Consider the following 12,961-nt stretch of genomic DNA (forward strand, 5'->3'; position numbering starts at 1 on the left):
CTGCGCAGTCGCCGGGCCGCCGCCGGGCCCGCGGAGGCCCTCGCGGCCCTGGCGGCCCGCGTTGCACCCTGGAGTGGCGCCCTGCTGCTGCTGTTCCTGGTGGTGCATCTGCTGCAGTTGCGCTGGCACCGTCCACCGGCCGCGGCGGAGCTCGCGGCCCTGCGGGCCGTGCTTGCGAACCCCGGCGTGCTGCTGCTCTACGGGGCGGCCGGTGCGGCGGCGGGCCTGCATCTGCTGCATGGCGTCGAGAGCGCCCATCGCAGCCTCGGCTGGCTCGATCCCGCCAACGCCGGTCCCATCCGCATGGCCGGTCGGTGGCTGGCGCTGCTGCTGGGGGGCGGCTTCACGCTGCTGCCGCTGGCGCTGGTGCTGCAGGGGGTGGGCCGATGACGGCAGCCCCCATGGCGAACGCCTCCCCTGACGATCTCCGGCTGGATCCGTGCCTGCCGGCGGGGCCGCTGGCCACGGCCTGGGAGCGCACCCTGCTGGATCTGCCACGGATCAGCCCGGCCAACAAACGGGGTCTGCGGGTGCTGGTGGTGGGCAGCGGCCTGGCGGGGGCCTCGGCGGCCGCCACCCTGGCGGAGCAGGGCTACGCGGTGGACGTGGTCACCTATCACGACAGCCCCCGCAGGGCCCATTCGGTGGCGGCCCAGGGGGGCATCAATGCCGCCAAGAATTACGCCGGCGATGGCGACAGCATCGAACGGCTGTTCCGCGACACGGTCAAAGGAGGCGACTTCCGGGCCCGCGAGGCCGGCTGCCATCGCCTGGCGGAGATCAGCGGCCGCCTGATCGACCACTGCGTCGCCCAGGGGGTGCCCTTCGCCCGGGAGTACGGCGGCACCCTCGCCAACCGCAGCTTCGGCGGTGCCCTGGTCAGCCGCACCTTCTATGCCCGCGGCCAGACGGGCCAGCAGCTGTTGTATGGCGCCGTTCAGGCCCTGCTGCGGCAGGTGGAGGCCGGTCGGGTGCGCCTGCTCTGCCGGCGCGACATGCTCGATCTGATCACGGTCGACGGCGTCGCCCGTGGGGTGGTGTGCCGCCACCAGCTCAGCGGCGCCCTGGAGTGCCACACCGCCCACGCCGTGCTGCTGGCCAGTGGTGGCTATTCCAACGTCTATTTCCTTTCCACCAATGCGGTGAAGTCGAATGCCACCGCGCTCTGGTGCGCCCATCGCCGCGGCGCCTGGTTCGCCAACCCCTGCTTCACCCAGGTCCACCCCACCTGCATCCCCAGCGGCGGCGCCTTCCAGAGCAAGCTCACCCTGATGAGCGAGAGCCTGCGCAACGACGGGCGGGTGTGGCTGCCCCTGCGCCCAGGCGACGACCGGCCGCCGGCGGAGATTCCCGAGGCCGAGCGCGACTACTTCCTCGAACGTCACTACCCCACCTACGGCAATCTCGTGCCCCGCGATGTGGCCTCTCGCCGGGCGCGCGAACGCTGCCTTGCCGGCCAGGGGGTCGGCCCCGGCGATGGCGGCTCCGGCGGCGCCCAGGGGGTGTATCTCGACCTGGCCGAGGCGATCGCCCGTGATGGCCGGGCCGCGATCGAGGCCCGCTACGGCAACCTGCTGCAGATGTATGCGCGCATCACCGGCGAGGATCCCTTCGCCAGGCCGCTGCGCATCGCTCCCGCTCCCCACTACACGATGGGCGGGCTCTGGGTGGACTACCACCTGATGAGCACGATTCCCGGTCTGTTTGTGCTGGGGGAGGCCAATTTCTCCGAGCATGGTGCCAATCGGCTCGGGGCCAGCGCCCTGATGCAGGGCCTGGCGGATGGCTATGTCATTGCCCCGGCCACGGTGACGGCCTGGCTGGCGGGGCATCCCCAACCGGAGGTGGGGCCCGAGCACCCGGCCTGCCGCGCGGCGATCGCGGCCGTGCGCGCCCGGATCGATCACCTCACGGCGATCGGCGGCAGCAGCTCGGTGGATGGGCTGCATCGCGAGCTGGGGCTGCTGATGCTCGATGTCTGTGGCATCAGCCGCCAGGCCGACGGCCTGCGTCGCGGGCTGGAGGAGGTGGCGCAGCTGACGCGGCGCTTCCACGACGATCTCCGCCTGCCCGTGGTGGATACCCCCATCCAGGGCGAACTGGAGAAGGCCCTGCGGCTGGAGGATTTCCTCGGCCTGGCTGATCTGATGCTGCGCGATGCCCTGGCTCGGGAGGAATCCTGTGGGGCCCATTTCCGCGAGGAGCACCAGAGCGAATCCGGCGAAGCCCTGCGTGACGACGCCCATTTCGCCCACATCGCCGCCTGGGAGCATCGCCAGGGCAGCGTGCCGCAGCGCCACATCGAGCCCCTCAGCTTCAGCACCGTGGTTCCCCAGGCGCGTGACTACCGATGAGCCGCACCCTCTGCCTCACCCTGCGGATCTGGCGCCAGGCCGGCCCGGATGCTCCCGGGGGCTTCGAGAGCCATCGGCTCGAGGGCGTGTCTGCCGATCTCTCCCTGCTGGAGGCCCTCGATCAGCTCAATGAGCAGCTGATCGCCGCCGGCCAGCGGCCCGTGGGCTTCGATCACGACTGCCGCGAAGGCATCTGCGGCAGCTGCGGCTTTCTGGTGAACGGCCAGGCCCACGGACCCCTCGCCGCCACCACGGTCTGCCAGCTGTACCTGCGCCACATCGACGACGGCGCCACGCTGGTGCTCGAGCCCTGGCGGGCCAGGGCCTTTCCGGTGCTGCAGGATCTCAGCGTCGATCGCTCCGGCTTCGATCGGATCCTGGCGGCGGGGGGCTACTGCTCCGTGAACACCGGCAGTGCGCCGGAGGCCAACACGATGCTGATCGGGCGCGAGCAGGCGGCCTCGGCCTTCGACACGGCCACCTGCATCGGCTGCGGAGCCTGCGTGGCCAGCTGCCGCAACGCCTCTGCCAGCCTCTTCGTGGCGGCCAAGCTGGCCCACCTCGGCCAGTTGCCCCAGGGCCAGCCGGAGCGAGGGCAGCGGGCCCGCGCCCTGCAGCAGCGCATGGCAGACGAAGGCTTCGGCAGCTGCAGCAACACCCTGGAGTGCGAGGCGGTCTGCCCCCAGCAGATCTCCGCCGACTGGATCAGCTGGATGCACCGGGAGGCCCGGCATCACGCTGGCTGAGGCGCGCCATGATCAAGGCTGTGGCGCTTTCGGTGCCTTGAACGCAACTCCAGCTCCACGATCCGCGTCAGAGCCGATCCCCTCGCTGAGCCACCTCAACGCCGCCGGCGAGGTGCACATGGTGGAGGTGGGTGATCGGCCCGCCACCGATCGTCGTGCCGTGGCCGAGGGCTTTCTTGCCATGGAGCCGGCGGTGCTGGCCCTGGTGCTGGAGGGCCGGACCCCCAAGGGCGACGTGCTGGCGGTGGCACGGGTGGCGGCGATCCAGGCTGCCAAGCGCACTTGGGAGCTGATCCCCCTCTGCCATCCGATCGCCCTGAGCGGTGTGGGGGTGCGGATCGAGCCTGCCGCCGATGGCAGCGGCCTGCGCCTGGAGGCGACGACCCGCACCACCGCCCCCACCGGAGTGGAGATGGAGGCCCTCACCGCCGTGCAGGTGGGGCTGCTCACCCTCTACGACATGCTCAAATCCGCCGATCCGGCGATGACGATCGGCCCGGTGCGGCTGCTCAACAAGGAAGGGGGACGCCATGGCCCCTGGCAGCGCCCATCGGTCAGCCCTGCCCCAGGCTGAATCTGCGCCTCCTGTCCTGAGGGCGCCCCTTCGATCCCGGTCACCCCCTCGCGCCCAGTCATGGTCAAGCCCGTCTTCGTGACCACCACTTTCACGATTGAGGGTTACGCGATTCGCGAGTACAAGGGCATCGTGCGCGGCATCGTGGTGCGCTCCCCCACCCTGATCCAGGGCTTTCTCGGAAGCCTCAAGTCGATGATCGGCGGCCGCATCGGTGCCTACACCGAGATGTGCGAGCAGACCCGCCAGCAGGCCTACGACCAGATGGTGGCCCATGCCCGCCAGCTCGGCGCCAACGCCATCGTGGGCACCCGCTACGACGGCTCCGAGGTGGAGAGCGGCGCCACCGGTGCCACCGAAGTTCTGTGTTATGGCACGGCCGTGGTGGTGGAGCGCCTCGCTGCCGGGCCGCCGCCGGTGCCCACGTCGCCCTTTCCGCCCACCTGAGCCCATCCCCGCCGCCGATGTCGTCTGCCCTTCCCGCCGGCCTGCCGACGCCGGCCGATCCCTTCCCGCCCGAGGGCCTGCCCCTCGAGCAGGCGCGGCGTCTGGTGCTGGAGAGCCTGCAGCCCCTGGCCGGCTGCCGCACCCTGCCCCTGGAGCAGTGCCTCGGGCGGGTGTGCGCCGCGGCGGTGATCGCCCCGGCGGCGGTGCCGGGCTTTCGGGCCTCGATCCTGGATGGCTACGCGATCGCCAGCCCAACGGCGGAACCCGGCCAGTGCTGGCCGCTGGTGGGGCGTTCCGCCGCGGGAGCTCCGTTCGATCGGGCCTTGGAGCCCCACGAGGCGATCCGCATCCTCACTGGTGCCCCCCTGCCGCAGGGCGCCGTGCGGGTGCTGCCCCAGGAGCTGGTGGTCGTGGAGGCCGGCGAGCTGCGCTTGCTGCAGGCCCCCGGTGCCAACCCCTGGATCCGCAGCGCCGAGGAGGAGGCGGCACCGGGCCAGCAGCTGCTGGCCTGCGGTGAGCGGCTGGGGCCGGCCGATCTGGCCCGGCTGGCGGGCTGCGGCGTGGCGGAGCTGGCCGTGGCGCCCCGGCCGCGGCTGGGTCTGCTGGTGAGCGGCGATGAACTGGTGCCGGCGGGAACACCGCGCGGCCCCGGCCAGATCTGGGAGAGCAACGGCACCCTGCTGGCGAGCCTGTGCCAGCGGCTTGGCTACCCCCTGCTGGAGCGGCGGGTGGTGGGCGATGATCCGATCGCGCTGCGCCAGGCGCTGGCCGATCTGGCGGCCTGCTGCGACGTGGTGGTCAGCACCGGCGGGGTGTCCGCCGGCGACACCGACTGGATCCGGCCGCGGCTGGCGGAGCTTGGCTCGGTGGCCTTCTGGAAGCTGTTTCTCAAGCCAGGCCGGCCCTTTGCCTACGGGACACTGCAGCGTCCTGCCGGGGGCGGCAGCGTGCCGTTCTTCGGACTGCCGGGCAATCCGGTGGCAGCGGCGATCACGGCGCTGCAGCTGCTCTGGCCGGCGCTGCAGCAGCTCGAGGGTGCTGAGCCCGATCCGTTGCCCCGCTTGCGGGTCAGGCTGGCGGGGCCGTTGAAGCGTGGTGCCGGACGCCCGGAACTGGCCCGGGCCCGCCTGACGGTGGGTCCCGCCGGTGAGCTCCTGGCGGTGGTGGAGGGCTCCCAGGCCTCCTCCCGCATCGGTTCGCTCCAGGGTGCCGATCTGTTGCTGGAGATCCCGGCGGAGCTCGGCAGCCTCACGGCCGGTCAGGAACTCTGGGCCCAGCTGCTGCGCTTGCCCCTGTTCTGAGGTCGTTCAGTGGGGTCAGACCCGTGATCGGCTGGTGGGCATTGGCGTGTGGACCTCACCTTGTGAAAGGCACCAGTCCTGAGCAGGCTGGCTTCAGGTCTTTGATGCGCTTGGCTCCATGGCCCTCCCCCCAGCCAGTGCCCCTGGCGGCACGCTGCAGGCCTCGGAGGTGCCCCAGGAGCCGCTCAGGATCCTGCTGATCAGCATCCATGGCCTGATCCGGGGCAGCCAGCTCGAACTCGGCCGGGATCCCGACACGGGCGGGCAGACCAAGTACGTGGTGGAGCTGGCCAAGGCCCTGGCCCGCAGCCCCTGGGTGGCGGGTGTGGATCTGGTCACCCGCCGGATCGAGGATCCCGCCGTCAGCGGCGACTATGCCGAGCCTCTGGAGCCGCTGGCAGACAAAGCGAGGATCGTGCGGATCGACGCGGGCCCGCCCGATTACCTCCGCAAGGAGGAACTCTGGGATCACCTCGACAGTTTTGCCGACCATCTCTTTACCTGGATCCAGAATCAGCCCGCCAGGCCCGATGTGCTGCACAGCCACTATGCGGATGCCGGTTACGTGGGCGTCAAACTTGCCCGTATGACGGGGCTGCCCCTGGTGCATACGGGCCACTCGCTGGGGCGTGACAAGTATCGACGCTTGATCTCCATGGGTCTCGCCCTTGAAAAGATCGAGGACGATTACAAGATCTCCAGGCGTATTGATGCCGAAGAGGAGGTGATCAACCAGGCGGCGCTCGTGATCACCAGCACGCGCAATGAAATCGAAGATCAGTATGAACTCTATGACTGTTACAACCCTGACAAGATGGTGGTCGTCCCGCCCGGCACAGACCTCCAGCAGTTTCATGTTGCTGATGGGTCTGATCCGCTTCAGGGCTCGGGTTTTCAGGACGGGCTTCAGGTTTCTCTGAAGGATCCGACCAAGCCCATGATTCTGGCGCTCTCCAGACCGGATCTGCGCAAGAACATCATCACGCTGCTGGAAGCCTACGGAGAGTCGAAGCCACTCCAGAGACTCGCCAATCTGGTGATCGTGGCCGGCAATCGTGATGACGTGCGGGATCTCGATGAAGGCCCCCAGACGGTGTTCACCGAGTTGCTGATTGCCATGGATTCCTATGACCTCTATGGCCTGGCCGCCCTGCCCAAGCACCACAGCTCCGATGAGGTTCCCCTCATCTATCGCCTGGCAGCCAGCACCCGGGGTGTGTTCGTCAATCCTGCTCTAACAGAGCCCTTTGGCCTGACCCTGCTGGAGGCAGCCGCCAGTGGCCTGCCTTTGGTGGCCACGGAGAATGGTGGCCCGGTGGACATCATTGCCAACTGCCGCAATGGCCTGTTGGTGGATCCCCTCAACAAGGAGGCGATTGCCCAGGCCCTGATCACCATTCTTGAAGACGCCAACCAGTGGCAGACCTTCTCACGCAATGGAGTGCGCCATGTGGCCCAATTCTATTCCTGGGATGCCCATGCCGAGGCTTATCTCCATCAGCTCAACCAGCTGGTTCAGCAGCAGCGATCGCCCCTGGCCTCCTCGCGAATCCTCAGCAGCGACCGCCGGCGCACCAAGGCCATCTTCACCGCCATTGACAACACGTTGCTGGGGGATCGGGAAGGCCTGAGTCTGCTCAGCCAGTTGATCCGTGAGCGCCGCAAGGGCTGTCTGTTCGGGATTGCCACCGGGCGGCGTCTCGATTCCGTCCTGACGATCATTCGCGAGTATGATATCCCTGTGCCGGATATCTTGATCACCAGCCTCGGTACGGAAATTTACTATGCTCCCCACTGGCTACCCGATCTAGCCTGGGCCAAGCACATCAATCACCTCTGGACTCCCCAGGTGCTCAGGGCGACGCTGAAGGAGCTACCTGGTCTGCAGCCTCAGTCGAGAAAGGAACAAAGTCAATTTAGGGCACCACGAAAAATCGGCCTTGTCGCGACCATTGGCCAATGCCGACGCCGGCCAGTACATGAGTCTCAATCGCTGCTTCCAAGGTAAATCGGTATTTTTCGTGGTGCCCTTTAAATATTCCTATCACTATGACAGTCAACATGCACCGTCTCTGGATCAGGTCAGGGCCATTCTCAGGCAGCAAGACCTATCGGTCAATGTGACTCTGTCATTTGGTCAGTATCTCGACTTTGTGCCTGTCCGGGCCTCCAAGGGGCAGGCCTTGCGATTCATCGCCCAGCGCTGGAATATCCCGTTGGATCGGATCCTGGCCACCGGGGGGTCCGGTGGCGATGAAGACATGCTGCGCGGCAACACCCTGGGGGTTGTTGTTGCTAACCGTCACCGGGAGGAACTGTCCATTCTGGGAGATACCGAGCATGTCTATCTCGCGGAGCAATCCCACGCCAGAGGGATCCTTGAGGCCCTTGAACACTATGACTTCTTCAATCTCTAGGCTTCTGCTGTTCGCGATCGCCCCGATCCTGCCCGCGATGTCCCCTCTGCCCCCGCAGGCTGTCCATGGCTGCTGACCCTCCGGCCCGGTTGTTGCTCTGCACGGATCTCGACCGCACCCTGATCCCCAATGGGCGGCAGCCTGAGTCGCCCGCCGCCAGAAGCCTGTTCGCCCGCCTGGTCCAGCGGCCCGAGGTGACTCTGGCCTATGTCAGCGGCCGCGATGCCGCCCTCGTGGCGGAGGCGATCGTGGACTATGCCCTCCCATCACCGGACTGGGTGGTGGCCGATGTGGGCACCACTCTCCTGGAGGTGGCTCCCGATGGCTGGCGGGCCCATCGCGGATGGCACCAGAGCATCGGGGTGGATTGGGCCGGTCGCACGGCCCAGGATCTCCACCAGTTGCTGGCGGATCTCTCCCCCCTGCAATTGCAGGAGCCCGCCAAGCAGAACACCTACAAGTTGAGCTACTACCTCCACCTGGATGTTGACGTTCCCAGCCTCTGCGCTGAAATCGAGCGGCGGTTGGAGCTTGAACAGCTGCGCGCCAGTCTGATCACCAGCATGGATGAGCAGGCTGAGATCGGCTTGCTGGATGTGTTGCCGCCTGCAGCCACCAAGTTGCATGCGGTGCGCTTTCTGATGGAACTGCTGGGTTTTGATTCCTCTGAGACCCTCTTCTGTGGGGACAGCGGCAATGATCTGCCGGTGATGACGAGTGACCTCCCTTCGGTTCTTGTGGCCAATGCAGATCCTGCGCTGATGGCCCAGCTAGGCTGTTCTGCGGGGGAGCGATCCCCTCGGGAGACTCTCTATCTGGCACAGGGCGGCTTCATGGGGATGAACGGCAACTACGCCGCCGGAATTGTGGAAGGAGTGCTTCACTTCCACCCGCAGTTATCGGGCTGGTTGGCCGAGCCTTGTTGAGTTCAGCCCCTTTGGCGTCGTCAGGTGCCGATGAAATCTGATTGGCCAGCTTGAATGCAACCGAACAGTGTGTTGACGATTCGTTTCTCTTGCCTGCACTCGAATCATGTATGAACAGGTCTCCCACTCGCTGCTCAATGCAATTCTTGATGACCTGAAACCTGAGATCCGACGTCAGGATCTCAGACACTTCTATACGCGCTTGGGTGCCAACTTTTATGCGATTTACTCGCTGTTCTTCCGTCTATATGGTCACAGGCCTGATTTCAAGCGCCAGATGCTGGGCTTGGTCGAAACGATGGCGGAAGGTTATATCAATCGTTCGCCTGAGCTGGAGGCGCTCGACATAGCCCGGGAGAAGGACCACAACTGGTTTCTCTCCCAGCAATGGGTCGGCATGGCCCTTTACACCAATGGCTTCGCCAGAAACCTGCGAGATCTGGCTGACAAGACCGAGTATTTCCAGGAACTCGGGGTCAACATGATTCATGTGATGCCGATTCTGAAGTGTCCAATCGGCAAAAGTGATGGTGGCTATGCCGTGAGCGACTTCAGGCAGATCGATGATCGGGTCGGTGATCTGGCGGATCTTCAATATCTTGCCTCGGAGTTGCGTCAGCGCCAGATCCTGTTGGTGCTTGACATCGTGATGAACCACACCTCGGATGAGCATTCCTGGGCGCAGAAGGCCATCGCGGGAGATCCTGTCTATCAGGATTACTACTATATGTATGAGAGTCGTGATATTCCTGACCTTTTTGAGAGGTCAATGCCTGAAGTCTTCCCGGAGTCTTCGCCGGGCAACTTCACCTGGAACGAGCAAACCCAGCGCTGGGTCATGACGGTCTTCCATGATTACCAATGGGATCTCAATTACAGCAATCCTGAGGTCTTTATTGAAATGCTTGGTGTTGTCCTGTTCTGGGCCAACAACGGGGTTGACATCATGCGCTTGGATGCCGTCGCCTTCCTTTGGAAGGAAATCGGCACCGACTGTCAGAACGAGCGAAACGCCCATCTCCTGCTGCAGCTGATGAAGGACTGCTGCCAGGCCACGGCCCCGGGAGTGTTATTCATTGCTGAGGCGATTGTCGCCCCTGTCGAGGTGATTAAATATTTCGGCGAAGATGCGATCAGCGCCAAGGAGTGTGAGATTGCTTACAATGCCACCTTCATGGCCCTGCTCTGGGATGCGGTGGCGACCCAGAACGCCAGGCTGCTCACCCGGGGGCTCAGGAGTCTTCCCAATAAGCTGGATCGTGCCACCTGGCTCAACTATCTGCGTTGTCACGACGACATCGGCTTCGGTTTTGATGACCAGGATGTGTTGGCTGTCGGTTATCAGCCCAGGTCCCATCGGCGGTTTCTGACCGACTTCTTCTGTGGTGAGTTTGAGGGATCTCCCTCCCGGGGACTTCCATTCATGCGCAATGAAGTCACGGGGGATGCTCGCATCTGTGGCTCCCTGGCCTCCCTTGCGGGTCTGGAGAAGGCGATGCAGGAAGAGAATCCGGTGGCAATCAATATCGCGATCAGTCGAATTCTGATGCTGCACAGCCTGATCTTTTCGTTCGGTGGTATTCCCTTGCTCTACAACGGTGATGCCCTTGGCCTGCTGAATGACTATAGCTATCAACAGGATCCAGCCAAGGTCTCAGACAACCGCTGGGTGCATCGGCCAAGCATTGATTGGCAGCATGCCGAGCGGCGTCATCAGAGCGGCACAGTGGAGAATCGGCTGTTCACGGCGTTACGGCGGATGATCGCCATCCGTAAGTCGCTGGATGCCTTTGCCGATTTCAACAACCGAGAGTTGTTGGATACGGGTAACGAGCATCTGCTCTGCTTCTTGCGTTCCTATCAGCAGCGTCCCTCCGAGCAGGTCTTGGTGGTGGCTAACTTCCATTCCACTCCGCAGGCTCTCCCTGTTGATGTGCTGCGGCGGCGCGGGCTCGATTTCACGGCTCCGCTGATTGATGTGTTCACCGGTCGCAGGCCCCACCAGATCGAGGAGAATATCCTGCTGCAGAGCTACCAATTTTACTGGCTGAAGCAGGTCTGACATCCACTGCTCCAACACCCGCAGGGGCCACATCCAGGCGGCTTCCTGCCTCGGTTCGCTCCAGGGGGCCGTTCCGGACGTCTGGGCCCAGCAGCGTGACCCTCCGTTGGCTCAGTCTCCCAGCAGCAGACGCACTCCCGCCAGGCTCAGCACCAGAGCAAGGCAGCGCCGGATGATCGGAACCGGCAGAACTCGGCTGCCCAAGGCGGCGCCGCAGCCGCCGAGGAGCACCACCACCGGGATCAGCGGCCAGGCTTCCGCCGGCACGCTTCTGCCGGTGGAGATCAGGCCTGCCAGCCCGGCCAGGGAGTTCACCAGGATGAAGACAACGGCCACGGCCGCTGTCTCGCGAGTGCGACTCCAGCCCGCCAGCAGCATCAGCGGACTGAGGAAGACGCCCCCTCCCGTTCCGGTCAGCCCGGCCAGGAACCCCAGGGCACCGCCCACGGACACCAGCGTCGCCGGGCCGGGTGGCTGTACCTGCTCCGGATCCTGGGGGCTCTGCAAAAACCGCAGGGCCGAGCCCAGCAGAATCACCCCCACCAGGCTCTGGAACACCCGCTTCGGCAGGGCCAGGCTGCCCCCCAGGAAAGCCCCAGGGATCGAGAGCAGCACCAGCGGCCAGAAGCGTCGCCAGCGCAGGTGGCCCGCCTGGATGAACTGCCAGCTCCCCAGCGCTGCCACAACCACGTTGAGCAGCAGGGCGGTGGGGCGGATCGTCTCCGGATCGGTGCCGAACAAGCTAAGGGCGGCGATGTATCCGGAGGCCCCTGCGTGGCCCACGCTGGCGTAGAGGAAGGCCACCAGGCCGAGGGTGAGCCACAGCCCTGGTTGGGCCTCCATCACGGCTGTTCCCGCTGGGGCTCTGCCGTGCCGGAACGCTCCCTCTCCGTTACCGGTGTGTTGCCCTCCACCCACCGACCGTTGCCGTCCACCCCCACCTCCTTCTTCCAGAACGGGGCCTCGTGCTTGAGCGCCTCCAGCAGTTCCTGGCAGCACCGTTGGGCAGGGCCGCGTCGATCCGCGGCCACCGCCACCAGCACGATCGCCTCGCCGGGGCGCACCTTCCCCACCCGATGGCGGACCAGAACCGCCAGCACCCCATGGCGGACGGCGGCCTCGGCGGCGAGTCGCTCCAACTGGGCGTCGGTCATGCCGGGGTAATGCTCCAGTTCCAGCGCCGCCAGCGCTTCACCGGCTGCACTCCAGCCCCGCACCCGACCGATGAAGTGGGTCACTGCCGGAGCTTCACTGCCGTCGCTCCAGGACTTCAGCGCCTCGAAGGGATCGAAGGGCCCGGCCTCCAGGGCGATCGCAAGGGTCGCTGTGACCTTTCGCGGTGCTGGGCTGGGATCAGCCACCGGTGATTGGCGGCAGAAAGGCCACCTCATCGCCGGGGGCCAGGCTCTGGGTGGGATCGGCGAACTGCTGGTTCACCGCCACCCGCACCCCGGCGGGCCAGGGACCGAGTCCGAGCCGCTGCCAGACCTCGGCAGCGGTGGGGGCTTCCGCCAGTTCGCTGCCACCGCCCGCTTCCGGATCCAGGAGTGCCAGGCTCCGCTGCCCCCAGCCGGCCATTTCGCGCAAGCGCGCGAACAGCCGCACGTTGAGGGGAGGCGGGGTGGCAGGCTTGGGTGCCATGGTTCCAGGCGATGCTGGCGCCATGTTGAATCAGATCAGCCAGCTTTGTTGAGGTTCAGGACTTTCCCTCCATACAGAGCGGAAACGGGAAGCCAGTCGTTAGCTGTTGATTGGATGCACTGGTGGCTTGCTCTTTTGAGCTCTGGATCAGCAGCAAGGATCTTCAGAAAGCCGCTCAGCAAATCTGGCCAGCGCCTCCCGCTTTATCTGGCACCTTGTTACGTTTGACAAAGCACAATCTTCTTCAAGACTTGCACGACTAGCCTGTGATTTGAGGAGGTTTTGGCATTATTCTTCGTCGCTTAAATGATTGACGGCTTAGGGTTTTGCTCGGACCGGCATTTTTAGTCTTGCGTTTGTCGGCCTGTATCCGTTCAGGGGTCGGGACAGCACGCGGCGAACTTCGTCTCAGCTGAACCCTTGACGGCGCCCTGATTCCCGTTTGCATCTCAGGCAGAGACTGCTTGAGATGGGCGCTCCTCCTGCTGGCATT

The 12,961-nt window shown here is 65.3% G+C and carries 12 protein-coding genes and 1 pseudogene; 10 read left to right on the forward strand and 3 right to left on the reverse strand.

Features of this window, described 5'->3' with window-relative positions:
* The 10 genes and pseudogenes from VB777_RS12710 to VB777_RS12755 all read left to right on the forward strand — a co-directional run.
* Nucleotides 1-390, forward strand: a pseudogene (locus tag VB777_RS12710) (succinate dehydrogenase); the annotation flags it as partial.
* 11 nt (nt 391-401) lie between these two features.
* On the forward strand, nt 402-2,354 hold the full coding sequence (locus tag VB777_RS12715; RefSeq protein WP_323249399.1) for a fumarate reductase/succinate dehydrogenase flavoprotein subunit: 1,953 nt from the start codon (nt 402-404) through the stop codon (nt 2,352-2,354).
* Entirely contained in the window at nt 2,351-3,100 is a 750-nt protein-coding gene (locus VB777_RS12720; protein ID WP_323249401.1) for a succinate dehydrogenase/fumarate reductase iron-sulfur subunit, read from the forward strand. The genes VB777_RS12715 and VB777_RS12720 overlap by 4 nt, the downstream gene beginning before the upstream one ends.
* 37 nt (nt 3,101-3,137) lie before the next feature.
* A complete protein-coding gene (gene moaC / locus VB777_RS12725; protein ID WP_323249403.1) occupies nt 3,138-3,674 on the forward strand; it encodes a cyclic pyranopterin monophosphate synthase MoaC in 537 nt (178 codons plus the stop codon).
* A 60-nt stretch (nt 3,675-3,734) separates the two neighbouring features.
* Nucleotides 3,735-4,121, forward strand: a complete 387-nt coding sequence (locus VB777_RS12730; protein ID WP_323249405.1) for a YbjQ family protein — start codon at nt 3,735-3,737, stop codon at nt 4,119-4,121.
* A gap of 17 nt (nt 4,122-4,138) precedes the next feature.
* Nucleotides 4,139-5,422 (forward strand): molybdopterin molybdotransferase MoeA, encoded by a 1,284-nt coding sequence (locus VB777_RS12735; protein ID WP_323249407.1) that lies wholly within the window; start codon nt 4,139-4,141, stop codon nt 5,420-5,422.
* Nucleotides 5,423-5,540: 118 nt separating this feature from the next.
* Complete coding sequence (locus tag VB777_RS12740; protein WP_323249408.1) at nt 5,541-7,430, forward strand: HAD family hydrolase; 1,890 nt, start codon at nt 5,541-5,543, stop codon at nt 7,428-7,430.
* Nucleotides 7,402-7,839 carry an HAD family hydrolase gene (locus VB777_RS12745; RefSeq protein WP_323249410.1) on the forward strand — a complete coding sequence of 146 codons (438 nt, stop codon included), beginning with the start codon at nt 7,402-7,404 and terminating at the stop codon, nt 7,837-7,839. Before VB777_RS12740 ends, VB777_RS12745 begins: the two co-directional genes overlap by 29 nt.
* A gap of 65 nt (nt 7,840-7,904) precedes the next feature.
* Nucleotides 7,905-8,765 (forward strand): HAD family hydrolase, encoded by an 861-nt coding sequence (locus VB777_RS12750; protein WP_323249412.1) that lies wholly within the window; start codon nt 7,905-7,907, stop codon nt 8,763-8,765.
* A gap of 106 nt (nt 8,766-8,871) precedes the next feature.
* Nucleotides 8,872-10,827 (forward strand): alpha-amylase family glycosyl hydrolase, encoded by a 1,956-nt coding sequence (locus VB777_RS12755; RefSeq protein WP_323249414.1) that lies wholly within the window; start codon nt 8,872-8,874, stop codon nt 10,825-10,827.
* Nucleotides 10,828-10,938: 111 nt separating this feature from the next.
* Here VB777_RS12755 and VB777_RS12760 read toward each other — a convergent pair whose 3' ends face one another.
* Genes VB777_RS12760 through VB777_RS12770 form a run of 3 tightly spaced genes read right to left on the reverse strand, consistent with a single transcriptional unit; the run spans nt 10,939 to nt 12,468 of the window.
* Nucleotides 10,939-11,670: a sulfite exporter TauE/SafE family protein gene (locus VB777_RS12760; RefSeq protein WP_323249416.1), complete on the reverse strand. Its 732-nt coding sequence runs from the start codon at nt 11,668-11,670 to the stop codon at nt 10,939-10,941.
* Entirely contained in the window at nt 11,670-12,188 is a 519-nt protein-coding gene (locus VB777_RS12765; protein ID WP_416238355.1) for a molybdenum cofactor biosynthesis protein MoaE, read from the reverse strand. The genes VB777_RS12760 and VB777_RS12765 overlap by 1 nt, the downstream gene beginning before the upstream one ends.
* Nucleotides 12,181-12,468: a MoaD/ThiS family protein gene (locus tag VB777_RS12770; RefSeq protein ID WP_323249417.1), complete on the reverse strand. Its 288-nt coding sequence runs from the start codon at nt 12,466-12,468 to the stop codon at nt 12,181-12,183. The genes VB777_RS12765 and VB777_RS12770 overlap by 8 nt, the downstream gene beginning before the upstream one ends.
* Between the last annotated feature and the right edge of the window lie 493 nt (nt 12,469-12,961).

Origin of the sequence: Synechococcus sp. CCY9202 (assembly GCF_034931685.1) — a bacterium.
Taxonomy (GTDB): Bacteria; Cyanobacteriota; Cyanobacteriia; order PCC-6307; family Cyanobiaceae; genus CBW1002.